The organism is Gordonia sp. CPCC 205333 (assembly GCF_048537885.1).
Classification (GTDB): domain Bacteria; phylum Actinomycetota; class Actinomycetes; order Mycobacteriales; family Mycobacteriaceae; genus Gordonia.
The window spans coordinates 46,508-71,444 of sequence record NZ_JBCLVI010000003.1 but is presented as its reverse complement, the minus strand read 5'-3'; the positions used below and the strand labels follow the sequence as shown (position 1 = coordinate 71,444).

The following is a 24,937-nucleotide window of genomic DNA, read 5'->3' as shown; positions in this document are numbered from 1 at the left end:
TCGGGTGCCACCTGCGGTTGGGGATCTATTGCTTTTCGCGGCCATTGCCCCCGAACGCGGGGATCAATTGCCACGGTATGGTCGCTTCGACCGAACACGCTTGTCCCCCAATGTCTTTGACGAGGGAAGGACTCCACCATGGGTCCTGCTGGCGTGCACGTGGTGTCAATAATGACATAGAAAAATGAGGGAACCCTCATGTTTTTCCCCTACCGACAGTTATACCGACCAGTAACCTCGCGGGTAACCAATCGATGTCAATAACAGTTGATTCGATTGGTGGATATCAACGCTGCTAGAAGCGCCCGGACGACACCCCAGTGGTCGCGATCACACCCCCTTCAACAAAGTTATAGAATCGTTATGTTTCGCGGGCTAGTCGCACCCCGCTAGGGTCATAGCTCATGACGTCATGTGTGTTCTGCGCGATCGTCGATGGAACTTCTCCGTCGCGACAGGTTTATGCCGACGACGATGTGCTCGGTTTTCTCGACATTCGTCCACTCGCCCGCGGCCACACACTGTTGATCCCCCGTGGTCACGCTTCCAATCTCGCCGAACTCGACCCCGAAATGGGCGGCAAGCTGTTTATGGCCGGCCAGCGCCTGGGCGCGGCACTACGTGCCAGCCGAATCGCCGCCGACGGGGTGAACCTTCTGGTCAACGACGGTAGGGCTGCCCAGCAGACCGTATTTCACACTCATCTTCACGTAATTCCCCGCCACAGCGGCCACAAGATCAGTTTCGCGACGGGTCTACTCGTCCGGCGCGATTCGAATCCCGACGAGACCGCAGAGATGATCCGCGCCGGCGTCGCGGCCCTCGCCTGAGCGGCGGTCAACTCTGGCGCGTCGCCAGGTGGCGGAAGAGCTGCGCCTTTGCCTGCATGTTGGCTGAAACCTGCGTGGGCAGGCGCGAGGAGGTGGATGGCCCCTCGGCGTCGACCACGGCGCAGTTTGGGATCGAGGCCGAAGTCTGCGTCGTCAGGCGCGGCAGGGTAGATGTTCCCTCGACGTCGACCACCGTGCAGTATTCAGTTCGACGTCGAAACGTAAGGTGGACAACCAAACTCAATCCACATGCCGTTCAACTGTCCAGGCTGCCGCCGAACCACGCCTCCCCCGACACAACCCCACTGCAAGCTGTCGCCTCGACGCCGGCGAGGTGAATGTTTCCTCAGCATCAGCACGGGCGCAGACTTCGGAAAGACGTGGCCGAAATCTGCGCTACCAAGTCCGACGAGGCGCATACTCCCTCAACATCAACCAGAGCGCAGACTTCAGCCCAAAAGGACTAAGCCAACAACAGGGAAACTAGCGCGAATCCCGTTGCGCCACACGGTTCATCGCACTGTAACCACCGTCGACGTAGTGCACGTTCCGATAGCCCATGTCAGCGATCTCCGCAGCAATCCGGGGAGCCTCCGACGGCACCGAGACCACCGCAATCTCCGAATCGTGGTGCACCCAGCCGGTCGACGTCCCGCCGAACACGCGACCGACCTCGCCCGGATCTACGACGACAGCGCCGGGCAGGCTGCCCTGATGCCTACGCACCTGCGGTCGTGCATCAACGACGACGCCGCGCCCCTGGCCGACAACCCGCATCGCGCCGGTCGCCGAAATCGAGTCGACCCGGTTCCATTCCCCAGTCTTCCATTCCCCTGCGCCCACCAGATGATCCACCGTTCTTGTCCATACGTGTAATTCGTTGACCCGACTCCAGGTTACGGAATTATTACGACGTGGCAAGGGGGCATGCGCAGATGACGAGTGATTTGCTATAGGGAAGGTGGAATGAAGAGCTCAGGCGCGGCGACGACCAGCTACTTTCGGTGCGCCGCGTTTGGCGTAACCGCCCTCACGACGACGACCATGTCCGCCGCCATTGCCACCACTTCGGCCGCGAGGGCCTTGATCACGACGAATATCTATCGGCGTCTTGCCGATCTTCGTGTCACGCAGTGATGCCAGCGTGTGGTTGTCGAGATCCGCGGGCAGCTCAACCAGGCTGAAGTCGTCGCGAATGCTGATATTGCCGAAATCTCCGCGGGTCAGTCCACCCTCGTTAGCGATGGCGCCGACGATTGCACCCGGCGACACCTTGTGCTTACGGCCGACGGCAATTCGGTATGTCGCGAAGTTGCCGCCACCGCGAGGCGCCCGATCAGACGACCGTTCCGGACGTTCCCGACGCTCACTTTTGGGCGGATCCGGTGACATCAGGAATCCGCCGTCACGAGTCTCCAGTGCGAGCGCGGCCGCCACATCTGCCATCGCTACGTCATTCTCGCGCGCATACTTCTCGACGAGTCCACGGAATAGATCCAGGTTGTCCGAGCCAAGGTTCGCGGTAATCGAATCGGCGAACTTTTCCTTGCGCTGGGTATTCACATCGTCGACCGACGGCAGATCGATCTCTTCGAGCGGCTGTCGTGTCATCTTCTCGATGGCCCGCAACAGGTGTCGTTCACGCGGTGAGACGAAGAGAAGCGCAGTACCCGACCGTCCGGCGCGACCGGTGCGGCCGATGCGGTGCACATACGACTCGGTGTCGTGCGGAATGTCGTAGTTCACGACGTGGGAGATGCGGTCGACGTCGAGACCACGGGCCGCGACGTCGGTTGCGACGAGGATGTCGATCGCCGACTTCTTCAGCTGATTGATGGTCCGCTCACGCTGAGCCTGCGCGAGGTCGCCGTTGATCGCGACCGCGGAGAACCCACGCGCCCGCAGCCGCTCGGCCAATTCCTCGGTGGCCTGCTTGGTGCGGACGAATACGATCATCCCGTCGAAGGTCTCAACCTCAAGCACACGCGTCAGCGCATCAAGCTTGCGCTGATGCGACACCTGCAGATATTTCTGCGTGATGTTCTGCGCCGTAGCGGTTTTCGACTCGACGGCAACTTCGGTCGGGTTCTTCAGGTACTTCTTCGCGAGGCGGCCGATTGCCTTCGGCATGGTCGCTGAGAACAACGCGACCTGCTTGGAGTCGGGAGTGTCGGACAGGATTCGCTCGACGTCCTCGGCGAAACCCATCGTGAGCATCTCGTCGGCCTCGTCGAGCACCAGGAATTCGAGTTGCGAGATGTCGAGCGTGCCCTTGTCGAGGTGATCGATCACACGCCCCGGCGTGCCGACGATCACCTGCGCGCCACGGCGCAAACCGGACAACTGCACCGTGTAGCTCTGGCCGCCGTAGATCGGCAGGACGCGAACGTCGGGCATATGTGAGGAGTATTTGCCGAAGGCCTCGGACACCTGCAACGCGAGTTCGCGGGTGGGAGCCAACACAAGCGCTTGCGGCTTGCGTGCCGAAGAATCGAGCCTCGAGAGGATCGGGATGGCGAAGGCCGCGGTCTTACCGGTGCCCGTTTGCGCCAACCCGACAACGTCATGGCCGTCCATCAAAGGCGGGATGGTGGCGGCTTGGATTGGGGATGGGGTTTCGTAGCCGACGTCGTCGAGTGCCTGACGAACACGTTCGTCAATACCCAATCCGTCGAAGGTCGCTGCAGATTGTTCAGTCATTTCTCTGGTTACTCTAGCCGCTGAACCCCCTGCTCGTCGCATCGTCGTCGTTGCTGCGACGACCGCCACACGCACCGTGTGACCGCTACCACCCAACTGGTAGGGTCCAGAACACCGATTTCCGTCTATGTCTCGTGGTCAAATCCGGCTTTCCCGACGGATCCGACCCGACGCGCCAGCCTGAAAGGGCATCCCGCACATGCAAGAGGTTTCCGCACCTTCCGTCGCCGAGATCGACCCGACCCGAACCTTGGTCGACACGGTCCTCACCTACCGTTCCGAGCGCCCCACCCTCCCGCTGTTCAAGAGGCGCACTGATAACCAGTGGATCAATGTCACCGCGAAGCAATTCGTCGACGAAGTGGACGCGGTAGCCAAGGGGCTCATCGCATCAGGCGTGCAGGCCGGCGATCGCGTCGCGCTGCTGTCGGCGACCCGCTACGAGTGGACACTTATCGACTACGCGATCTGGCGCGCGGGTGCCACGACCGTCGCGATCTACGACACGTCGGCGTCGGACCAGGTGCAATGGATTTTGGAGGACTCGGGGTCGTCGTTGCTGATCATCGAGACTCCCGCCCAGCAAGGGCAGCACAAAACCGTCATCGACAACGCGGCCGACTTGCGGGAAGCTCTCGTCATCGACAATCAGGCGGTTGCTGAGCTGGTGAAGCGCGGTGCTGAGGTCGATGATGCCGAACTCGAAGCCCGTCACGCAAAGGCCTCCGCCGCAGATCCCGCGACGCTGATTTACACCTCGGGAACAACCGGGCGGCCGAAGGGCGTCGTTTTGACGCACGCGAATTTCATCGCCGAGTGCATCGCGACGAAGGCTGCGATGGGCGACCTGATGTCCGAAGGCAAGTCGACGCTGCTGTTCCTGCCGCTCGCGCACGTTTTCGCTCGCGCCGTGGTCTGCGCGTCGGTGGAGAACCGAGTCATCCTCGGACACACCAGCGATATCAAGACCCTTCTCGACGACTTCGCGGTCTTCCGCCCGAGCTACATCCTGTCGGTGCCACGGGTATTCGAGAAGGTGTACAACTCGGCGGAGCAGAAAGCCATTGACGGCGGCAAGGGCTCCATTTTCAAGAAGGCTGTCGCCACCGCCATCGACTGGAGCAAGGCACAGGACGAAGGCGGAGCCGGGCTGGCCCTCAAGGTCAAGCACACGGTCTTCGACAAATTGGTGTACTCGAAGTTGCGCACCGCGCTCGGCGGTCAGTGCGAGGCGGCACTGTCCGGCGGCGCGCCGTTGGGTGCCCGACTCGGTCACTTCTTCCGCGGCGCGGGTATTCCGGTATATGAAGGCTACGGCCTGACCGAGACCACCGCCGGAATCACCCTCAACGGCCCTGACGGTCAGTCGGTGGGATCAGTCGGCCGGCCAGTCGCCGGGTCTGCGGTCGCCATCGCCGACGACGGCGAGGTTCTGCTCAAGGGCCCCATCGTATTTGGCGGCTACTGGCATAACGAGGCCGCCAGCGCGGATGCCATCGTCGACGGTTGGTTCCACACCGGTGACATCGGGAAGTTGGAGGGCGGTTACCTTCACATCACTGGCCGGAAGAAGGAACTCATCGTCACCGCCGGCGGCAAGAATGTCTCGCCCGCTCAGCTCGAAGACGTGATTCGGTCTCATGCGCTAGTAAGTCAGACCCTCGTGGTTGGCGACAACAAGCCGTTCATCGCGGCGCTGATCACTCTTGATCCTGAGGCTGTGCCGAGTTGGCTGGAGCGTAACAATCTGCCCGCATCGACGCCGTTGTCCGAGCTGGCCGAGCATGCTGGTTTGAAGGCTGAATTGCAGGAGGCCATCGACGCCGCCAATAAGACGGTGTCGAAGGCTGAGGCCATCAAGAAGTTCGCGATCCTCGACACTGATTTCACCATCGAGACCGGCGAGCTGACCCCGACGTTGAAGCTTAAGCGCAAGGTCATCCACGAGGGTCATCAGCAAGCAATTGCCGATCTCTACACCTAATAGCAGCGAGTCAGCCGAGGTCACCGGCCCGGCGCCGGGAGCGAAGCGAGCGGGCCGAATGTGGCCGGCGCCGGGAGCGAAGCGAGCGGGCCGAATGTGGCCGCCGGGACTGCTTCCTTCTCGTGCATCGGGACGTGATCTTGGCATCGACGCTGTTCGCGGGCTAGCGATTTGGAGCATGATCGGCGAGCATTTCGCGTTGGGCACGATGTTGGCCGCACCGACTCACGCGTTTCCGTATGTCGACGGCATGTCGGCGTTCGTGTTGTTATCCGGTCTCGTCCTCGGGTTGGTTTATGGCGGCTGGATCGAACGGTTTTCGCTCGACTATGCGTACCGGCGCTTGGCACGTCGAGTAGTTGTCTTGTACGTGTGCCAGCTGGCCATTTCGCTGGTGGCGGTGGCCGCCGCATTTGCTGGGCACCGCTGGCTCACCCTGCTGCCGATGCCGGACTCGTGGGCGGAGGGATTCATCTGGGCCGCGACGATGCGTTATCTACCCAGCGGGGGCAATATTCTTTTGCTCTACATGTTGCTACTAATTAGCGCCTTCGCTTTGTTTCCCGCATTGATGCGCAATTGGTGGCCGCTGGTACTCGGCGCTTCCGCAATGCTCTATGTGTACGCCCAATTCGACAGCCCTGACTGGTTTTACATCATGTCGTCGATCGACGGTGCACCCGTACAGAACTGGGCCGCTTGGCAATTCATGTTCGTGCCAGCCGTCATTGTCGGCTGGAAATGGCGCGAATGGCGCGTAGCCGATCGCATCGCACAATTCTTGCCGGCGCTCGTAATCGCATCGATTGCGCTCTGGCTCGCTTTCCATTTTGTGATAGACGCCGGGCCGTGGAGCGACATGGAATCGGAGTTCGCCGACAAAGTGAATTTCGCACCCGCGCGAGCCGTCGGCGCCTGGGTATTGATCCCGACGATCTACGGAGTTTTCGGAATACTTCTCAGTTGGTGGCGCCGAGATTGGCTTCGCCCGCTGGTGATGACGGGGTCACGCAGTCTGGATTCCTATGTCCTGCAAGCCATCGCATTGATTGTCGTGCCGATTCACGTAGCTCACCGGCCGTGGGATTCGACGACCGTCGTCATAGTCACGCTGTTGGTCTTCGGCGCGTGTTGGGGCTGGGCCGAGCTCCGGCGGGGACTGGGAATCACCAAGTTGCACAAGGTACCCGGCCAACTTCCGCAGATCGTGCGGACGATGAGTCGATGAGGTGCATGACCCGGAAAATCGTCCGAATATCACCTCGGCGGGGGCATTCTGCCCTCGGTGACCAACTATTCGGACGATTTTCCCGGGGGCCGAGAGACCTCATGCAGAATGCCGCGGCCGATGGCCTCGCGGACCACCGGCATCGCGGCCTGCGCCAATGCGTCCGCTTCGACACCGTGATAGCCAGCCAACAACTCGATGAGTGTTCCCAACGGCACTTCACCCCGACAGCCAGCTAGGAGTGCCTTCGACACTTCATCGAGCCCAAGAACCGCGCCGGGCCCGCCTGGTCGTCGCACTACATGCGAAATCGTCTGCCACCCTTGCTCGCCCGGTAGCGATTGCTCCTCAAGCAGTACCGGCGCGGTCGACAACGGCAACGCCAGCAGGTCGGCATCGGTCACCTCAGCGAGGTAGCGCTGACGCGCGAGGAATGCCTCCGCCTCCGGCCCAGTCACTTCTTCCCCGGCCCCGGTGATCTCTTCGAGAATGTGGACCGGCGCGGAGTCATCACCGATGTCTTTGGCGCGCAACGTGATGACACCCATGCCGATGCCGACGACCCCGTTCGCATCGAACCAATCCGCCCAGGCACCGGCCCGGGCCACCAGTACGTCCGCCGGTTCCCCTGCGTCGGCGAGCCACAATGAGATATAGGAAATGGGATCGGCGAGGTCTCGCTGCACGAGCCATACGTCTAGCGGGTAGTCGGCGAACCACTCACGTGGACGCGCCTGCCAGTCGTCAGCGTCGAAAACCATCCAGTTCGCCAGCACAGTGGCCGTGCCACCGGGTGCCAAGTGCGCGGGAAGATCGGCGATAAGCTTGGCGCACAACCGATCACCGCTCACACCTGAGTCTCGATAAATATAGTCCTGTGCTCCGGCGCTGACTACGAATGGCGGGTTCGAGATGATCAGATCGAACTGTTCGCCGTGAACCGGCTCGAACAAGCTGCCATTCCGCAGATCCCATGTCATGCCGTTGAGGCGCGCGGTCGCACTGGCTAACGCGAGTGCACGGTCATTGGTGTCGGTCGCGACGACATCCTCGGCGTGCGCGGCGAGATGCAGAGCCTGCACTCCGCATCCCGTGCCCAAATCCAAGGCCCTGCGAGCTGGGCGTCGAATCACCGCGCGGGCCAATGAGATCGACGCACCGCCGACCCCCAGCACATGGTCGTGGTTCACCGGCCCATCGCGTAGACCCGTGTCCTGATCGGAGATCAGGAGATACGTCCCGGCGTCGTCCGCGTACGGGCGGATGTCCAAGATGCTTCGATATTCGGTATCGGCGACCCGTTCCAGCACCCCCTGTGTAAGCAGGTCGGCAACGGACGTCGTCGGAAAACCTTCCCGCACAACGGATTCATCAAGCGCCTCGGCGAGCAGAAATAGACGGATCAATGCAACCAGGGCCGGCGATCGCCGCGCGGCCGCGGCGCAGGCGCGTTGCGCGGGCCACCATAACCCCGCCGCCAAGGCCGCTTCCGCCTCCTCACCGAGTAATGCCGACACGCCTTCACTGTCATAGCCTGCCGCGCGCAGATCTGCACCCAGAGATTCGACGACGACGTGATCAGATAACGGGTGAGCAGATAGGTCGGCACTCATAGCGGCTCAATCTACCGGCGCCCCGGCTCGTCCGGCCGCTTCGGGGTGAACCCGTCGGATCGCATATGACTGGCAGCCGCCTCGATGAGGAGCCCAACATAGGCTTCTGCCGATCACTCCCCTTCCGGGAAAAGGCCCATTTACGCGAGGGGCAACACGGTGCGGGTTCAACCTCTCGCATCGGCGCACTACACATTTCACGACACCATTGCCACCCGACGCCGCCAGGTGATAGAGAACTCAGTTATGACTAGTGAAAACACTCAGGCCGTCCTCGTCGAGAATCGGCGCCATGTAGCCGTTGTCACCATCAACCGTCCGGAGGCACGTAACGCGGTGAACTCCGCCGTCGCGGACGGCCTGGGTATCGCCCTGGAAGAGGCCGACCAGAATCCGGCGATCCGCGCGATCGTGTTGACCGGTGCTGGCGACAAATCCTTCTGCGCGGGCGCCGATCTTAAGGCGATCGCGAGCGGGGAAGGTATCAATCCCACAAATCACGAACATCAGAAGTGGGGTTTCGCGGGCGTGGTCACGCACCCGATCAGTACCCCGGTCATCGCAGCCGTGAACGGCACGGCACTGGGCGGCGGCACCGAAATCGTGCTTGCGAGCGACCTCGCGGTTGCCGCCGAAAGCGCCAGCTTCGGCCTACCCGAGGTGAAACGCGGGCTCATCGCCGGCGCTGGCGGCGCATTCCGCGTCGTCGAGGCCCTCCCCAGGAAGATCGGCATGGAAATCCTCCTCACCGGCCGCGCCATCAACGCAACGCAGGCCGCCGATCTCGGACTGATCAACCGGGTAGTGCCCGACGCCGAAGTCCTTGACGCGGCGATCGCATTGGCCGAGGAAATAGCAGCCAATGCACCACTTGCGGTTCAGGCGTCCAAACGTCTCGCGCGAGGAATATTCGACGGCGAGGTACCGAGCGAGCACGCTCAGTGGGCCGCCAATACCAAAGAAGTCATCACGGTCTTCTCCAGCAAAGACGCCCGGGAGGGCCCGCGGGCATTCGCAGAAAAGCGTGCACCGGAGTGGCGCGCCGAATAGAGATCGTCCAGAGTGACTCAGCGGTCGGGCAACTGGCACTGTCGGTTCGTCGCCACCTCGGTCAGCGATGCGTGAAGTTCGGCTCGCGCTTCTCGACGAAAGCTGCCATTCCCTCGGTCTGATCGTCGGTCGCGAAGGTTGAGTAGAACAACGCCCGCTCGGCTCGTACCCCCTCGGCGAGGGGCGATTCGAAGGCACGATTGACCGCCTCCTTTGCCGCCCCCGTCGCCAACGCCGACTTGGCTGCGATGGTGCGCGCGACGTCGACGGCGATAGACAACGTTTCTTCGGTCGGCACTACCCGAGATAGCAGGCCGGCACGCTCGGCTTCGTCGACCTTCATCTGCCGACCGGTGAGGATCATGTCCATCGCCTTGGGCTTGCCGACAGCGCGGGTGAGACGCTGCGAGCCGCCTATGCCGGGAATGACACCGAGGTTGATCTCCGGTTGTCCGAAGACGGCATTCTCACCGGCGATGATGAAGTCGCAGAGCATCGCCAATTCGCAGCCGCCACCCAGGGCGTAACCGTTGACCGCGGCGATAATCGGGGTGCGCAGGCGAGTGAGGTCGTCCCAGGCCGCGAAGAACTGCTGCCCGACAACATCGGCATATGACTGCGACGACATTTCCTTGATGTCGGCACCGGCTGCGAAAGCCCGCTCGGACCCGGTGATGACAATGGCGCCGATGCCGGTATCCGCGTCGAGTTCCGTTGCTGCGCTGACTACTTCGTTCATGAGTTCGGTGTTGAGCGCATTGAGCGCCTTGGGACGGTTGAGCGTGATGACGCCGACGCGGCCGTCACGAGTCAGCAGGATAGTGGTGGGGTCGGTCATAACATTCCATTCAGGGTGGGCAGCACTGTCAGCGTTAGATATTCAGTTCGATGTCGTCGGGCAGCGGCTCGAAGAACTCGTCCACAGTCTCGGCGGACACGTCATCGAGGGATGCGGGCCGCCACGACGGGTTGCGATCCTTGTCGATGACCTGAGCACGGATCCCCTCGGCGAGATCGGGATGCAGTAGGGCCCGCAACGACACGCGATACTCAGTGCGTAGCGAATCAGCCAGTGCGGCTGAGGATTTAGCCTCCCTCAGTGAACGAAGTGTCACGGTCAACGCGGTCGGGCTCTTGCTCGCGATCTTGTCCGCGGCCTTGGTCGCCGCGTCGGTTCCCACCGCACGGCATGCAGCGACGACCTCGGCAACCGAACCTTGCGCGAACGCCTCGCTGATCCATTCCGCTTGCTCGACAAGAGTGGAAACCGGCGGAGTCCGCGCATGCGCGGCAAGGGCGTCACCCACCGAACCCGATGCCACCGCGGCGCAAAAGTCATCGAGTGCGGCGGCGGGAACATAGTGGTCGGCGAGACCGAGCGCGATGGCGTCGGCACCCGACAACGCCGACGTCGTCAACGCCAGGTAGGTACCGAATTCGTTCGGCACGCGGGCCAGCAAGTGTGTGCCACCGACGTCGGGCACGAACCCGATACCAACCTCGGGCATGGCCAGCCTTGTTCGGTCGGTCACGACGCGAGTGTTGCCATGTGCAGAGATGCCGACACCACCACCCATCACGATGCCGTCCATAAGAGCCACATAGGGTTTGGGGTATCGGGAGATGTAGTCATTGAGGCGATACTCGTCGGCCCAGAAGAGCGCTGATCCACATGCGGCGGCGTCGGCGTCGGTTGCCGGGTTCGCGGCGTCCCGGCCCGAGAGTTCGTTGGCATCGGCGTGGATAGCGACGATGTCGCCCCCGGCGCAGAAGCCGCGCTCCCCGGCACCGGCGATGACGACGGCGGCCACCGAATCGTCCGCCTCCCACGCCCGCAGGCGCTCGTCAATGATGCCGGCCATCTCGTGGTCGAGTGCATTGATCGATGACGGGCGGTTGAGGACCAGGGCAGCTGCCGATCCGGTGACAGACGAAAGGACAGGCGCCCCCTGTCCGTTTTCTATGGTTGCCGTGTCCACTATCGGCGGCCTCCTCAGTTACTAGGTTTTGCAAGTATCCAACAAATACTTGCATACCCTAGTAATGGTGTCGAGGATACGCACCGCATAAACCGAACATCGTCGGAGTTGCCGTCAAGTCACCGGACGGCGACGAGTGGATCTGGCACCGGATTCCGGCTACGCGCGTACACCGCCAAGCTCGCCCCGAGCATCACGATACCAACGGTGGCCAAGCCTGCCATGGCCACGATGAACACGGTTCCGCCAAGCGCGAAGTGACCGAGAAGTGTTGTGCCGGCAGCGATCCCGATATTCATGACGGTGCCGTTCCAAGCGATGGCCGACTGCCTGATCGTATCGCTCTGCGAACTGAAGAACACTTGCTGAGCCGAGTAGAAGCCGCCTCCCGCCACACACCATCCCACCAAGGTGACAAGAAAGAGTATCGGCGATCGCGTGGCAAATGAAACGATCGCGAAAGCCATGAATATCAGGGCGAAACCCATCGACGCCCAGAGCGCGGATCGCGTATGACGAGTGAGATAGTCGCATAGTCGCCCCGCCGTAATCGAGCCTCCTATCGCTCCAAGTCCTGCGGCGAGCCCAATCAGCCCCTGGTCGTTGGTGGTCGACGAATAGCGCATCTCGGCGATACTGCTGACAAAGCTATACGCACCCAACCGTCCCGCCTGCACGAAGAAGGTCGCCAGAAGCGCCAGAACCAGCGCGCCGAAGACCGCGTAGCGCAACTGCGGCGCTGACTGATCGGCTGCCGGAGTATGACTGCCTGATGACTGATAACGCCGACGGAGTAACACCACCAAGGGCGGGATGAGCACGGTGAAACCCGCCGCAATCGCCACGAACGCCAGGCGCCAGGAGACCACTTCGGCGAGAAACGCGCCGAGGGGCACCCCGAGAACCTGTCCGGCACCGTACGCGGCGACCCCATACCCCACGACGCGCCCTCGCTGATCGTCGGAAACCATCGCCGAAAGCAGGGTCCACACCGACGGCGCCGCTAGACCGGCGCCCACTCCGGCGAGCACTCGGCCCGCGATCATGACGTCGAATGTCCACGCCACACCACACGCGAGGTTGCCGACCGCGAACATCACCGTCCCCGCGATAACCAGCCACGGACGCCGTCGGGGCGTGGCCACGGCGGCTACCAGAGGCGCGGAGATCGCATATGCGATCACGAATGCCGTGACGGTGATAGCCGCAGCCGGTGCATCGACACGCATCGCGCGTCCGATCGTCGGGATCAGCGGGTTCACGACATAGGTCTCCGCCCCCATCAGGAAGAAGAACCCGTAGAGAACGTGCACCATCGCGCGCGGCCGCGTCACCGAACTCTGAACCTCCACCGGTCGGCACGCACTCGAACTGCCGCCATGTCAGCGTCGTCGAATGAAGACTCCGAGACAAACCGTTCGGCGTCGTCTCCCCGGTAGCGGCGGACGAACGCCACCCGCTCGGCGTGTGAGATCGGTTCGGCCACAACCACTTTCCCGCGAATCGCGACGAAGTCCTGATTGGCCTCACCGCCGACGACACATAACGACACCGCCCTGCCAGCTGCGAGGTAGGCCATCTTGCGACTCGAGCGTGGCGTCACGACGGTGAATTCCGATACTTCTCGGTCGAACGAATACCACAGTGGCGTGGCCAGCGGCGCTTCGCCTGCGACGGCGGCGGGAATCGACAACACCGCGATATGCCCGCCCTCGAGGAAGTCCGCAACCGAAGCCGGTGGACTGTCGGGGCCGCTCATCTCGCGGTCAGTTCCTCGGCTATCGCCTGAACCCCCGCTTCGAGTTGATCGACGGGCAAGCGAGAATATGCGATCCGGAAGTGATCGTCGTAACGCCCGCTGAAGGTCGGGTCGTAGAACGTTCCCCGCGAGATGACTATGCCTCGTTGCCGCAGTCGCTGATCGACCTCCGTGAGATCGATGCTCGGGTCGACCACTGTGATCCAGTGGAAGAACCCGCCGCGTGGACGACTGAACGCGATCACATCACCGGCCGCGGCGAGTCCCGAGGCCGCGCGCTCCTCTCGATCGCGATATACCGTCGTCGCCGACGCGATCAGCCGCGCGAACCAATCGTCGTGACCGTCGAGCAGTTGCAAGACAAGTGCCTGCGCGAGTGCGGAGGGTTGAAAGTCCTGCCTACGTCGCTGGTTGATCAAATGCGGAACGGCCCAGGCCGGTGCCACCGCCCAGCCCAGGCGCAACCCGGGACCGAGTGTCTTCGAGAAGGTACCGGCGATGGTCAGATTGGCCGATTCGGTTGGGAAATCGGATTCGAGGGCATCGAAGGAGAGTTCCCGATACGGATTGTCAGAAATGACCACAACACCGTTGCGCTCGGCTGCTTCGAGAAGCCGGATGCGCTGGGCGTAGGGCAGCGTACCGCCAGCCGGATTGTGATGGTCCGGTAGTGAATAGACCACCCGGATCGATTCACCGCGGTCAGCGTCGAGGATCTCCTCGATGCGGTCGACATCGCTGGTGCCGTTGACCGTCGGTACGGCGACGATACGACCTCCGGCGTTTTCGACGAGCCGGATGGCATCGGGGAATGTCGGCGTATCGACGACCACAGCGGATCCCGGCTCTATCGTCGTCGCGAGAACGAGCTGGACGGCATGCAGGCCGCCGTTGGTGACCACGACTCGCTGGGGATCGACCTGGTACCTCGCGGCGATCAGTTCTCGCAACCGGGGATCACCCGCGTTGGGGCCATACCCGAGACTGCGGCCGGGACGCTCACTCACAACCAGTCGGGCAGCATCGGCGATCGCGTCAGCGGGTAATGCCTCGGCGGCGGGCGCGCCATTGACGAAGTTGATAAGTGGAGCGCCAGCCGGCGCGGACGGCACCGCGTAGGGTGCCGACATCGAGAGCGAACGCGCGCGGCGCGACAGTAGTTCTTCCAGTTGGCGGGGCGAGCTAGCGACGGTCACGAGACAACCCTTTCTAGATTTCGGTCAGCGGGATCTGCGATGGGCTCATAGGGGACCAACTCCGCGAGAAGATGGGCCGATGGAGTCACACCGGAACCGATGCCGGTAATCGGTGTGGCCAAATGCTCTCGTCTGTCGACGAAGTAGGGCGGAGTGGTTGTGGGAGTTGGGAACCAGCTGTCCTGCTTACCGGCTTCGACGGCGACTGGGTCACGCAAATGTGTCGCGAGATGGCGTCCGAAGGCCCATAGCGGCCCGACTTCGGCGACCTGCACACCGAGCTGGAATCTCTTACCCTGTCGGAGGATCTTGGTGATTGCTCGGGACGTCGCGATCACCCCACCAAATTTCGAGATCCGGACATTGACGAGATCGACGGCACCCGCGCCGACAGCCGCGTTCAGGTCAGCGATACAGGTAACCGATTCGTCGAGCATCACCGGCAACCCGGTATCCCTTCGGATTGCGGCTAGTTCGTCCCAATCACGTTGACGGGTGGGTTCTTCGACCCAGGCGAGGTCGTCCCGAATCGGTTGCAGGCCTCGGCATGTCGATAAGTCCCAGATGCCGTTCGCGTCGATGACGATCGACGCGGATGCGGTTATCGGTGTGGCTCGAATCTCCCTGACATCGGCTACCGTCCGTCCGACGTCGGCGTGGGCCTTGACCTTGACCACGGCCGGCGACGTGCCGCTATTGGCCGCGAGCACGTCGAGCTGTTCGGCTACTGGCCGGCTGGACTCCACCACGTAGGAATAGGGCACCGACCGCGATCGCCGAAGATATAGTCGCTCGCGCGGGTCGAGCCAGGCCAGAAGGTCAGCGGCCGGGCGACCGAACCGCCGAAGGATGACATCGAGTAGCGCAGTCTCCAGGGCGCACGCCGCAGCGTTCCCCAGGCGTTCGGACAGTGCCGCGGCTTCGACGGCATCGAGTGCCTGAGGAAACGTCGATGCCGCCCCTACCGCGGCCGATATCTCGTCGGGCCGATGCCGAGCGAGTGCATCGGCCGCGCCCAGTAGGGTTTCGCCGGTGACATACCTGCGGGGTGCGCCTTCACCCCAGCCGGTGGTCGCGCCGTCCGACGCGGCCACGACCACCGACTCGGCGTTTCCACGAATAGCCTGCCCATGTCCGAACGTGGCGGCGAGAGCGATCGTGGTCGTGAAAATCTCGATAGTGAGGTCCATCTGCACTCACCCCCTCCCCGCCGCATCGACAAGGATCTTGATGTATTCGTCGCGCGACGGCGAGAACTCGATATAGTGCGAACCGGTCGGCAATTCCAACCGTCGTACCGACCGAGCCACTCGTCCCAGTACATTGGCCGCCGCGCCGGAATCGATGATCGTGTCGGCACGAGGCTGGATCAGTATCGAGTCCGGCAAGTGAACCCCGGGCGAGAAATAGGTGTCCTCAATCTCGACCATCGTGGCTCTCGTCCGCCCGGTGATCGAGCGAATCATCAACGGATCGTTGGCCATCCACCGCAGATATTCGTCGTCGGTCGTGTACTGATCGTCGGTGAAGCCGAGAAGAATGCGCTCGACCGATCGGTTGGCACGAATCTCCGGAAGCGAGTTCGCATGACGAAATCTCTGCTGTCCCAACGCAGGTGCGCAAAACACCACTCCATCGGGCACGATCAGGTCCGATGCGACAAGCCCCGCCAATATGCTGCCACCGAAGCTCTGCCCCACCGCGAGAGTCGGCCCCCACAACGACGCTTGCGCGAACGCCGCGCGATAGTCATCGAAGACAGCGTCGGCGGAGATGAGGTCGCCACGTGCGCCACCGCTTTCGCCGCTGCCCCTGCGGTCGAGTGCCACCACGGTTATGCCGTGCCCGGCCAGCAATGGTCCGGTCTCGTGCAGCCAGCCGGCGTGACTTTGTATGCCGTGGATGTAGAAGATCACCCCCACGCTCGCAATACCGTCTGGTTCCCAAACGTGTAAGGCCAGCGAAACGTCGTCCACACCTCTCAGTTCGCGGATATGCTTGCGCACCGCGACCTCGCTGACGCGACTCTCGGTCATCGCTGTCCACCCCGCGCGCCGACGGTCGCTTCCACCCGTGCCAGCAACTTGGAGTCACGTTGGATCCAGAAATGTTTGATCTGGGCGCTGGAGGTACCCGGCCGGGCGATGGCACCGGCCGCCGCGCTCAACGTGCCCGACGGAACCAGAAGGACCCGTGGCCGCCCCAACCGATGACTGGCACGCTTCTCGCCGTATTCGAGGTTCTGACGCATAAGTTCTCGGTCGATCCGAGCCGCGATTCGCTCGATTACCTCCGAAGTGTCCGTACCCGCGGCGGACTCGATGATCGCGGTGTAGAGCGGCGGATCGGCCCACACTGGAGAGACCGTGAAGATGGTGGCCGAATCCGCGGGAAGCTCAGCCTGCAGAGCCGACCTCACCGCGTCGTATACCTGATTCTCGGTCAACTTCTCCCCGGTGAACGAGTGACCGGCCCCCGCACGGCCGATGAACTCCAGCCGCGGAGTCCCACCGACGTGGCCGACCACTTTGTACAGATCGCCGACGTCGTACCGAAGGAGTCCGTTTCCCTGACTCATAACCAAACGGTAGATAGCACCGTCGACTAGTTCGTCGGCCAACAACGTGGCGGGATAACTCGGTAGCTTCGCCCCGTCGTTCATATCTTCCCACGAAATGAACTCGTAGAATCCCTGATCCACGGCCAGCGGACCGGCGGACTGATGAGAGTCAACCGGAATGGTGACAATTCCTTCGGTTCCGGTGGTACTGAATGGGAGTCGGTTCACATTTGGCAGTAGCCTTTTAATCGCCGCTCGATAGAGACCAGCGGATGCTGAATTCCAGGCGACGAGCAGCGTGAGATTAGGCCACAGTTCTCGAAGCGATAACCCGGCGCCGCTGCTCGCCGCGGCCTCGAGCGTCCTGAAATAATCCGAACTAACCGAACCTCGTTCGGCTATTCTGGATAGCAGCCATTCGGCGCGCTGTGCGACCGCTCGATCCAGCGCCAGCACTCGAGATGGGTTCAAAGTGACCAGCCCCCGAACCGACTCGTTGTCGATCGACGGAATTCTTGTGACGAATTCCGAGCAGGCCCCCGATGGGCGGAACCAGTCGTCGTCGTACCACGGCGGCGTCCAGTCCGTCCCTCCGACAGATGCCGGCCGTGCCGAGATGCTGTAACGCGGCAGCTCTGGACTCTCCGGTGACAGCGCCACCTGGCGTGCCCGCAACCAGGACATATCTACGATCGACGCGGGATCCGGCGCCGATTTGCCCGGGCCAGTCTCGCTCAAAAGACGTTCGTAGTACAGCCCCCATTGTGCGTACAGGCCTGGGCCTCGGTACTGCCTCCGCCAGTGCCGTGTAGTCGGTATCAGCTTGGGCTCAGAGGTGCTCCCGGATGTTTTCAGCAGTGCGTACGGAGTCTCCTGGGTCAACACTCGTGTTGTCCCCGCCCTGATTCGGGAAACGGCGTCGGTGAAGTCGGAATAATCCCGCACCGGCACTAGTGAACGAAAGGTGTCGAAATCGTGATAATTGGACGTACGCCCATAGAACCTCGTTTCGTCAACGACTCGGAGAATATCTCTCAACGTGTCGCGTTGACTCGAATTCGGATCGTCCAGTTTTTCCCGAAATCGAGTAAGCGCTCTCAATGTATCTCCGACGAAACTATGGGCAGTATTGGTTTGTATTGGCGCGACCAGACTCGACGTCATCGAAAGACTCCCATCGTGCTGCGAATTTCCATACCGTTCCACACTCGTTTACTTAATAGACATCGGTGGCGAATCAATATCCATAGTAAATGCCCTTAGCTAGGCGAAATATGATTCGCTCAGAGCGCTTTTAAACCTGACCATTGGCCAGAAGATTACGCAGGAGACGTGCGTCTGCGGTGCTGACCTATTCGGCACAACCGCGGCGCCCTCGGCGCGCTGCCCGAGTCGACGAGAGCCGAATCAGGACCAGGTGGTTCGTGAAGTGGCCTGCACATCGGTGGTTGCGGACTCATTCGGGCACCGCGAGAGCACCCGCGACATCGCTTGCTTCTCCGCATCGGTCACCCAGAGTCGATATCGAGTCTTGACCGCGATCTGGCGGGCGACATACGAACACCGAAAATGCCGATTCGGCACCAGCCACGTGGCCGCATCAGAATCCCTCTTGGCCAGATTCGCCACGCGGGTGGTCGTGATCAGGTTGAGGGGGTCGTTGGCGAAGTTGGTCCGCTCGATTGTCGAGAGTTGTTGGGCCCCCTTCTGCCAGGCATCGCCCAGACTCACGACGTGATCAACCGGGACCAACGTCGATGTCTCGCTCCCCCGTACGAATCCGATACTCATACCGGTATAGGGATCGTGGAGCTGCCCGGACTGGACCACGCAATGCGGCGACGCCTTCGTCACGCGGTACTTACACAAGACGTCCACCAGGTCCCGGGAAAGAATATCCTCGCGAGTGCTCAACGAGTTCTCGCCCCAATGGGCCTGGTTGGCATCCGTCCACGCCGCGCCGAATTGTCTACGTGAAAATCCAGTCTTAGGCGCGCGCCCCTTGACCGCGAGCGCTTCGAGCGCGGACCGGGCCGATGGATCCGGTCTCGCCGACCGCCAACCGGCGGTCGGCGAAACGCTCTGTACGCCAGTATTGTTCGACGCACTGCGGCTCGTCGCGGGGGGCACCGAATTGTGGGGTGTTGGCATGGCGGGCACCGTACATCCGGCAGTACCAACTATCACGAACGTTAACGCCACCAGAATCCGCGCCCGCATCATGTACCTCAGTCACCTTCGCGCGAGCCACGTAACGGCTCAAGACAGATGGTGGCATGAGATACCGACATCCCACGACGGACTACCGCCCGGAGACGTTTCATCGTCAGATAATGGCCGACATCAATGCGATCAGAAACGACACGACGGCAACCACGATGCCCAGGACCAACGCGATACGCATGCCACGACGGCGTCGACGTTCGATCTCGGCGTCATAGCCATCGACATCGAATTCGCCAGGCGAGACACCGTCTTGGCCCGGCGTGTAAGGACTCGGAGAATCGGTCATCGCGGCTAGCTTATCCGACCGATGGGTCGCAGCACGCTCAGCCGACTTGCTGAATTCCCACCGTCGGAAGGAAGAAGCAGGTATTCGCGCCATTCTTGACGGTGCCGAGGATGGCCGAGAGAACCAGCCCCTGACCTGTTTTCACGGTCGCCGCGCGCACTCCGGCTTGCGGAAGATCGTTGAGCGCTGACTTAAGGGGTTTCAGCGCGTTGTCGACCAATAGCTTCGTAATCGGGTTGTTCAACAATCCCAGTGCGGCGATCTGCTCATCGATCGGCTTGAGGACCGCGTCCGACAAGCTACCCATCGGCACGAATCCGCCCTTGAAACTGTTGACATTGAACCAGGCGACATTCATACCGGCCTTGTCGGCGGAATCGTTGACTATGCCGGCCGGGACAAACCCGTAGAGAACTTCCCCACTTTTCACGGTATTGAGGTCGTTGCCCAATATCGGCGGAATACTGCCGACGAGCGGCGTATACGGGCCAGTCACCGCTCCCGCCACGGCCGGCACGATGCCCAGGGGCGCGCCGACGTCGGAGCAGAACGGGGCAAACGTCGGCCAAAGGAACGGTGTGATTCCGAGTTTGGTGAGAGTGTCGTTCGCCGCCTGAAGAGTGTCAATGAGCTCGACCGGCGTCGCGGTGGGCTTCGGCAGACTGCGGATCGCGACGAGCGGCGCATCCCGCTTCGACGGTTCGGCGGTCGCGGGAGACGCTACTCCCGCCACCGTTCCCAGAACCGCCAACGCGACAATCCACGTCTTCAGTCGTCCCACACGCATCATTGGCACCTTTCGCAACAGGAGTACCAACGAAGCATGACTCACCGATCGGCGAACAACGGAGTTCTGGTGCTAACCGACGCCGGAACATAACCGTTCCGTGATGGTGACGGGGCTTAGTGAGCTGCGTCGAACGCTTCGACGACGGCCACTGGGATTCGGCCGCGATCGCTCACTTCGTAATCATTTTTGCGTGCCCAGTCACGGATTGCCTGAGTCTGTTCCTTCGAGCGAGTACCGGCAGATGACAGATGCCGAACCCCAGCCGGGCCGCCCCGTCGGGAAACTGCGACATAACCCTCGATGAGTTTCTGAAACTGCTTAGCGTGAGCAGCCGAGGTGTCGAGCTCGTAATTCTTGCCGTCGACACCGAATTTGATGGTCACCGGATCCGCCAAAGTCTTACCGTCGAGGTCGTCGACGTATTTCACTGAGACGCGCTTTGCCATTACCAAATCCTTTGCCATATCCCCTTGAGGATCGAACGTAGCAGCCCACCTGCACGAAAGCGGCGAACTCGGTCGGCCGGCGAAGGTGTGTCGGCGACACATGCGGCGCGATTACCGCCCTCCCGCACGCCACGGGTAAAGTTGGATAGCGAAAATATCTCCGTATCGATATTATTTGAAAATCGTCGCCGCAGACGGCCGGGACGAGGACCGAGGTAGGTGACATGGGGCGGCGGAAGGTACTCAGTCGGGCCGAGAGTCAGGCCCTCACGCGTGAAGAAATCCTCGATGCCGCGGAGCAGACATTTCTAGCGGTTGGGTATCGGGGTGCATCGCTCAACGCGATCGCCGCCGAAGCCGGTCGCACGATCGGGGCGATCTACAGCAACTACGACTCCAAGGAAGAACTCTGCCTTGAGGTGTTGGAAAGACGCAGTTCGGTCATCCTCGCTGGACTGATGGCCGCACTCGTCGGAGCGGACGACGACGAAGCCCGATTAACCGTCCTCGCTGCGAAGTGGGCCGACCTATCGTCGGACAGTGGGCTGCTCATATTGGCCGCGGAATACGGGATCACCACATTTCGTCAACCCGAACAGCGCGCCCGAACCACCGCATATATCGATCGAGCTCGCGAATCGGTGAGCGTACTGATCGAAGATCATGTGCCCGCCAACCTGCAGCCCGTTGCCCAGAACACCCTCAAAGAGTCCGTCGATGCGATTCTGGCGACAGGGTTAGGACTTGCTCAGTTGCAAACTTTTGGGGTGATCTCCGTTGAGGAGTCATCTCGCACCCTCGTCGAGACATTTCGGCTCTGGCTGGGGCGATTAGAGGAACGCGTCGCCACACCGTAGGTAGGTCCGACGACGTGCGCGGCACGATGCGCGTCACGCCTTCCTGGCCGACCCAGCTGGACGCCGATTCTCGGCGTGACACGAGGTGACCCATCCGCCGGTTCTCATTCGGACCGTTGCCCACGCGTGTCGAACTCTTATTCCCGCACGACCGGCGCTTGTTCACTCCCGGAAGTTGGAGTAGCGTCACCATCGAGATAATCAAGCTATCGGGATGGCGCCACAATCCCTAGGAGGTCTGGCATGAGATCGATCGACTTGTCCGAGGGCATCAAACTTTCAAAAGAGGAGCGACAACGGATAGATCGCCGTTACGACTTCATCCTCAAATTGCACGGTAAGAACGGGCGTAAGGCGCTCGCGATCGCCGAGCAACCACGGATCGACAATGGCTATTTCGGGCCGGAATCGATCAGCTGGAAGGTCTACGAGAACGTCATGGTGGCGGGGATGGGTGCTCTGTCGGGCCTGTTCATATCGGTCCTCGAACCCGGCGGGGCCTACGGCGTCGGGCACCACACCACCTACTACTACGACACCATCGGCCGGATCCGGCGTAGCCTGCACTTCTTCGCCGGTGCGGTGGCAGGCGACACCACCGCCGCCGAGAAGGTGGGAATCGATCTCTTTCGGAAACACTCGCATGTGACCGGCGAGATCCCGTCCACCGACGAACAGTTCCAGGCCAATCATGTTGAGACCTTGAAGTTCACCTATGTGGTGGGCTGGCCGCACCTGTGGCGGGCGTACAAGGCGTTCGGCGATCCGCACGCCACCGACGACGACGAGCGCGAGTTCTATCGGGAGCAGGTTATGGTGTGCCAGCTCATGGGTATGCCAGCGGGCGAATTGCCGAATACCCCCGAATCTGTCGAAGAGTGGGTGCGCAACGCTGAGCGTGAATTGATGGCGTTCACGCGCCCGGCGCAGGAACTGACCGACTTCATGACCAAGACTCCGATGACGCCGTTGTACCCCAACGCGATTCTCGGGATCGGGATGAAATTCGCCATCTGGGCCGCGATCCCGCTCCTCACCCCTTACGTGCGACAGATCTGCGGTCTGGACCACTACGCGCTGCGCTCAAAGATTGGCACAATCACTATTCGGACTGTCGCGCGTGCATTGCGCAATCCAATCATCGAGCGTCTGTTCATCCCCTACTTCGGTCCCGAGACGTGGGGATACATGCACAATGCCATACGTCACGCGGAATCGACCGGCGTCGAACCGATGAATCGCGATCCAGGTTTGGAATTGCAGTACGGCAAGCGTGGCACGATGACGTGCCCTATTCGGCATACTTCCGCCGCAGCGATGTCGGAATCCGCTGGGTTCGATGCGACGGAGGTCAACGCGTGAGTCGGGTAGACATGATCACCAACGAACGCGTCTTCGATGATCGTCACCACATGCATGAGTTCCAAGAGTTCTGGCGGGATAGCGCCGTCGCACTGGCGTTCCTGCCTCAGTTCGGTAGCGTTTTCGGCCTTGCTCAAGCTAGAGAGTTGACCGCGAATCACGACAAGATCTGCGCGCTGGGAGCACGCATTGTGCTTATCGGAATCGGCACTTCTATTCAGGGGTTCACGTTTCGGCAGCGGGCGAGATCTCGCGAGCCGGTAATGGTCACCAAAGACGCGAGTCTCTATCGGACTATGGGTCTCGGGCGGGCAGCTCGCACATACCAGGGTTTGCAAAACCTGACCACCTTCGCATCACTCGTGCATCAGGGGGTCTATCCGTTTCAGCGAACGGGTGATCCCCTCCGACTCGGCGGAATCTTTGTGGTGCCAAAAGGGGGCGCACATGTGTCCTGGGAGCACCGCCCCCGTTTCGCCGCGGATTTGGCGTCCGGAGAGCAGCTTGTGACGGCACTCGAACGAGCCATCGTCGATTCGGCGACGGCCCCTTCGAGCTAGCGGGATGAACAAGCTGTGAGCGGGCGTCGTTCACGTTCCGGCAGTTCGCGAGAAGCGATGCCAGAAGGCCGACTGCGGCGGGGCGCCGCGCTCGGGGAACTCGCCGCGCGTCAGGTAGCTCGCACCGCCACGACGCGGATCTCCATGATCGGCCACAGCGACGAGGCACGCGCATTGCTCGCCGAGCGTGCCAACCTGCGGGCACTCGAGCAGTTCGTCGACATACTGGGCAAACTCAAGGGTGGTGCCATGAAGGCTGGCCAGATGCTCTCGGTTTTCGACCTGTCATTCGTTCCCGAAGACCGCCGCGAAGATTTTCGCGCCAGGATCGCCTCGCTGTGCGACGACGCACCAGCCGTCGCCTTCGAGTCGATGCACGAAGTGATCACAGCAGAACTCGGACCGATCGACGCCGTGTTCCGCGACTTCGATCGTGAACCCATCGGTGCGGCATCCATCGGCCAGGTATATCGCGCGACTCTCCATGACGGACGTACGGTAGCGGTCAAGGTGCAGTACCCAGGGATCGGCGCCGCGATCCGGGCCGATATTCGTAATCTCCGGCTGTTCGGCAAACTGATGGCAACCCAGTGGCCAACCCTGCGCGACGGTTCCATCTTCGATGAACTCGCCGCGGTTCTCGATCGCGAGCTGGATTACCGCCACGAGGCGCAGGCCCAACAGGCTGTCGCGGCCAAGTACTTCGGCCACCCATTTGTGATGGTGCCTGCGGTCGTCACCGAATTCAGCACCGATCACATTCTGGTGACCGATTACGTCGACGGAATCCCGTTTGCCGAACTGTGCGAGCGCGGCCAGCGTGAACGGAATCGGTACGGCGAACTTATCTACCGCTTCTACGTAGGCGGAGCACTGCGCGACGGATCGTTCTCGGGAGATCCCCACCCTGGCAATATCCTCGGGATGGCCGACGGCCGGTTGTGCTTTCTCGACTTTGGCACATTCCACCAACTGACTTCGGTTGAAGCACAACGCGAACGAGCACTCATTCGTGCCGCAGTCGAGAGGGACGGGCCAGCTGTGCGGGAGGTTCTAGTGGCCGCCGGAGTCTTCGGCCCCGATGACGAGATCGACGATGAGCAGTGCCTCAGCTTTGTGCGCGACGCAGGGCCATGGCATGCCATCGACAACACCGTTCGCGTAACCAGCGAAATTGCCACCGAAGCGCTACTCCTAGCGGTCGTGCCGCGCGACGACGGTTTCAACGAAATCCGTCGCAAGCAGCTACCGCACGAGCATCTGCTCTCTCGACGCGCCGAGTTCCTCACTATTGGTCTCCTGGGAGAGCTTCGCGCAGAAGCGAACTGGCATCGAATCAGCCGGGAATGGCTCTATGACGAACCAACAGAGACAGCCATCGGGCGTGCCGAAGAACAGTGGCTATCAAGCAATCGGTAATACCTGCCGCAAGAGTTAGTCGGCTGTCGCATTCAGAGCGCAGAAGAATCCTGAGCTGGATGTTCGAATGGTGCGCGAGGGGGGGACTTGAC

Annotated in this window: 23 protein-coding genes and 1 pseudogene; 8 read left to right on the top strand and 16 right to left on the bottom strand. The window is 61.7% G+C overall.

Annotated elements, in window-relative coordinates; translation table 11 throughout:
• The first annotated feature begins 404 nt into the window (after window positions 1-404).
• Window positions 405-830: an HIT family protein gene (locus tag AAFP29_RS10525; RefSeq protein ID WP_419217329.1), complete on the top strand. Its 426-nt coding sequence runs from the start codon at window positions 405-407 to the stop codon at window positions 828-830.
• Between the two features lie 483 nt (window positions 831-1,313).
• Here AAFP29_RS10525 and AAFP29_RS10520 read toward each other — a convergent pair whose 3' ends face one another.
• On the bottom strand, window positions 1,314-1,607 hold the full coding sequence (locus tag AAFP29_RS10520) for a rhodanese-like domain-containing protein (protein ID WP_419218060.1): 294 nt from the start codon (window positions 1,605-1,607) through the stop codon (window positions 1,314-1,316).
• Between the two features lie 198 nt (window positions 1,608-1,805).
• The gene (locus AAFP29_RS10515; protein ID WP_419217328.1) at window positions 1,806-3,530 is read right to left on the bottom strand and encodes a DEAD/DEAH box helicase; all 1,725 of its coding nucleotides are present in this window, start codon (window positions 3,528-3,530) and stop codon (window positions 1,806-1,808) included.
• A 199-nt stretch (window positions 3,531-3,729) separates the two neighbouring features.
• Between AAFP29_RS10515 and AAFP29_RS10510 the strand changes: the two genes are divergently transcribed.
• Window positions 3,730-5,514, top strand: a complete 1,785-nt coding sequence (locus AAFP29_RS10510) for an AMP-dependent synthetase/ligase (protein WP_419217327.1) — start codon at window positions 3,730-3,732, stop codon at window positions 5,512-5,514.
• A 94-nt stretch (window positions 5,515-5,608) separates the two neighbouring features.
• Entirely contained in the window at window positions 5,609-6,742 is a 1,134-nt protein-coding gene (gene opgC, locus AAFP29_RS10505; RefSeq protein ID WP_419217326.1) for an OpgC domain-containing protein, read from the top strand.
• A gap of 65 nt (window positions 6,743-6,807) precedes the next feature.
• Here opgC and AAFP29_RS10500 read toward each other — a convergent pair whose 3' ends face one another.
• Window positions 6,808-8,355, bottom strand: coding sequence for a DUF7059 domain-containing protein (locus AAFP29_RS10500; protein ID WP_419217325.1), 1,548 nt, complete (start codon window positions 8,353-8,355; stop codon window positions 6,808-6,810).
• Window positions 8,356-8,601: 246 nt separating this feature from the next.
• On the opposite strand from AAFP29_RS10500, the gene AAFP29_RS10495 reads away from it, so the two are divergent.
• Entirely contained in the window at window positions 8,602-9,405 is an 804-nt protein-coding gene (locus tag AAFP29_RS10495; protein WP_419217324.1) for a crotonase/enoyl-CoA hydratase family protein, read from the top strand.
• Window positions 9,406-9,466: 61 nt separating this feature from the next.
• Here AAFP29_RS10495 and AAFP29_RS10490 read toward each other — a convergent pair whose 3' ends face one another.
• From AAFP29_RS10490 to AAFP29_RS10430, 13 genes and pseudogenes are all read right to left on the bottom strand, one after another.
• Window positions 9,467-10,243 carry an enoyl-CoA hydratase gene (locus tag AAFP29_RS10490; protein WP_419217323.1) on the bottom strand — a complete coding sequence of 259 codons (777 nt, stop codon included), beginning with the start codon at window positions 10,241-10,243 and terminating at the stop codon, window positions 9,467-9,469.
• Window positions 10,244-10,277: 34 nt separating this feature from the next.
• Window positions 10,278-11,384 (bottom strand): enoyl-CoA hydratase/isomerase family protein, encoded by a 1,107-nt coding sequence (locus tag AAFP29_RS10485; RefSeq protein ID WP_419217322.1) that lies wholly within the window; start codon window positions 11,382-11,384, stop codon window positions 10,278-10,280.
• Between the two features lie 119 nt (window positions 11,385-11,503).
• Window positions 11,504-12,718 carry an MFS transporter gene (locus tag AAFP29_RS10480; protein ID WP_419217321.1) on the bottom strand — a complete coding sequence of 405 codons (1,215 nt, stop codon included), beginning with the start codon at window positions 12,716-12,718 and terminating at the stop codon, window positions 11,504-11,506.
• Window positions 12,715-13,143: a pyridoxamine 5'-phosphate oxidase family protein gene (locus AAFP29_RS10475; RefSeq protein WP_419217320.1), complete on the bottom strand. Its 429-nt coding sequence runs from the start codon at window positions 13,141-13,143 to the stop codon at window positions 12,715-12,717. Before AAFP29_RS10475 ends, AAFP29_RS10480 begins: the two co-directional genes overlap by 4 nt.
• Entirely contained in the window at window positions 13,140-14,339 is a 1,200-nt protein-coding gene (locus AAFP29_RS10470; protein WP_419217319.1) for a PLP-dependent aminotransferase family protein, read from the bottom strand. The genes AAFP29_RS10475 and AAFP29_RS10470 overlap by 4 nt, the downstream gene beginning before the upstream one ends.
• A complete protein-coding gene (locus AAFP29_RS10465; protein WP_419217318.1) occupies window positions 14,336-15,529 on the bottom strand; it encodes an enolase C-terminal domain-like protein in 1,194 nt (397 codons plus the stop codon). Before AAFP29_RS10465 ends, AAFP29_RS10470 begins: the two co-directional genes overlap by 4 nt.
• 6 nt (window positions 15,530-15,535) lie before the next feature.
• Entirely contained in the window at window positions 15,536-16,375 is an 840-nt protein-coding gene (locus tag AAFP29_RS10460) for an alpha/beta hydrolase (RefSeq protein WP_419217317.1), read from the bottom strand.
• A complete protein-coding gene (locus tag AAFP29_RS10455; protein ID WP_419218059.1) occupies window positions 16,372-17,637 on the bottom strand; it encodes a hypothetical protein in 1,266 nt (421 codons plus the stop codon). The genes AAFP29_RS10460 and AAFP29_RS10455 overlap by 4 nt, the downstream gene beginning before the upstream one ends.
• Before the next feature lie 15 nt (window positions 17,638-17,652).
• Window positions 17,653-18,063 (bottom strand): annotated as a pseudogene (locus AAFP29_RS10450) (GH3 family domain-containing protein); the annotation flags it as partial.
• Window positions 18,064-18,306: 243 nt separating this feature from the next.
• The gene (locus tag AAFP29_RS10445; RefSeq protein WP_419217316.1) at window positions 18,307-19,050 is read right to left on the bottom strand and encodes an HNH endonuclease family protein; all 744 of its coding nucleotides are present in this window, start codon (window positions 19,048-19,050) and stop codon (window positions 18,307-18,309) included.
• Between the two features lie 175 nt (window positions 19,051-19,225).
• The gene (locus AAFP29_RS10440; protein WP_419217315.1) at window positions 19,226-19,411 is read right to left on the bottom strand and encodes a hypothetical protein; all 186 of its coding nucleotides are present in this window, start codon (window positions 19,409-19,411) and stop codon (window positions 19,226-19,228) included.
• Window positions 19,412-19,448: 37 nt separating this feature from the next.
• On the bottom strand, window positions 19,449-20,198 hold the full coding sequence (locus tag AAFP29_RS10435; protein WP_419217314.1) for a hypothetical protein: 750 nt from the start codon (window positions 20,196-20,198) through the stop codon (window positions 19,449-19,451).
• A gap of 116 nt (window positions 20,199-20,314) precedes the next feature.
• The gene (locus AAFP29_RS10430; protein WP_419217313.1) at window positions 20,315-20,647 is read right to left on the bottom strand and encodes a histone-like nucleoid-structuring protein Lsr2; all 333 of its coding nucleotides are present in this window, start codon (window positions 20,645-20,647) and stop codon (window positions 20,315-20,317) included.
• 224 nt (window positions 20,648-20,871) lie between these two features.
• Between AAFP29_RS10430 and AAFP29_RS10425 the strand changes: the two genes are divergently transcribed.
• The 4 genes from AAFP29_RS10425 to AAFP29_RS10410 all read left to right on the top strand — a co-directional run bounded on the left by AAFP29_RS10425 (window position 20,872) and on the right by AAFP29_RS10410 (window position 24,845).
• Window positions 20,872-21,504 carry a TetR/AcrR family transcriptional regulator gene (locus tag AAFP29_RS10425; protein ID WP_419217312.1) on the top strand — a complete coding sequence of 211 codons (633 nt, stop codon included), beginning with the start codon at window positions 20,872-20,874 and terminating at the stop codon, window positions 21,502-21,504.
• 243 nt (window positions 21,505-21,747) lie between these two features.
• Complete coding sequence (locus tag AAFP29_RS10420; RefSeq protein WP_419217311.1) at window positions 21,748-22,866, top strand: oxygenase MpaB family protein; 1,119 nt, start codon at window positions 21,748-21,750, stop codon at window positions 22,864-22,866.
• Window positions 22,863-23,426: a peroxiredoxin-like family protein gene (locus tag AAFP29_RS10415; protein ID WP_419217310.1), complete on the top strand. Its 564-nt coding sequence runs from the start codon at window positions 22,863-22,865 to the stop codon at window positions 23,424-23,426. Before AAFP29_RS10420 ends, AAFP29_RS10415 begins: the two co-directional genes overlap by 4 nt.
• Window positions 23,427-23,483: 57 nt before the next feature.
• The gene (locus AAFP29_RS10410; RefSeq protein WP_419217309.1) at window positions 23,484-24,845 is read left to right on the top strand and encodes an ABC1 kinase family protein; all 1,362 of its coding nucleotides are present in this window, start codon (window positions 23,484-23,486) and stop codon (window positions 24,843-24,845) included.
• Window positions 24,846-24,937 lie beyond the last annotated feature (92 nt).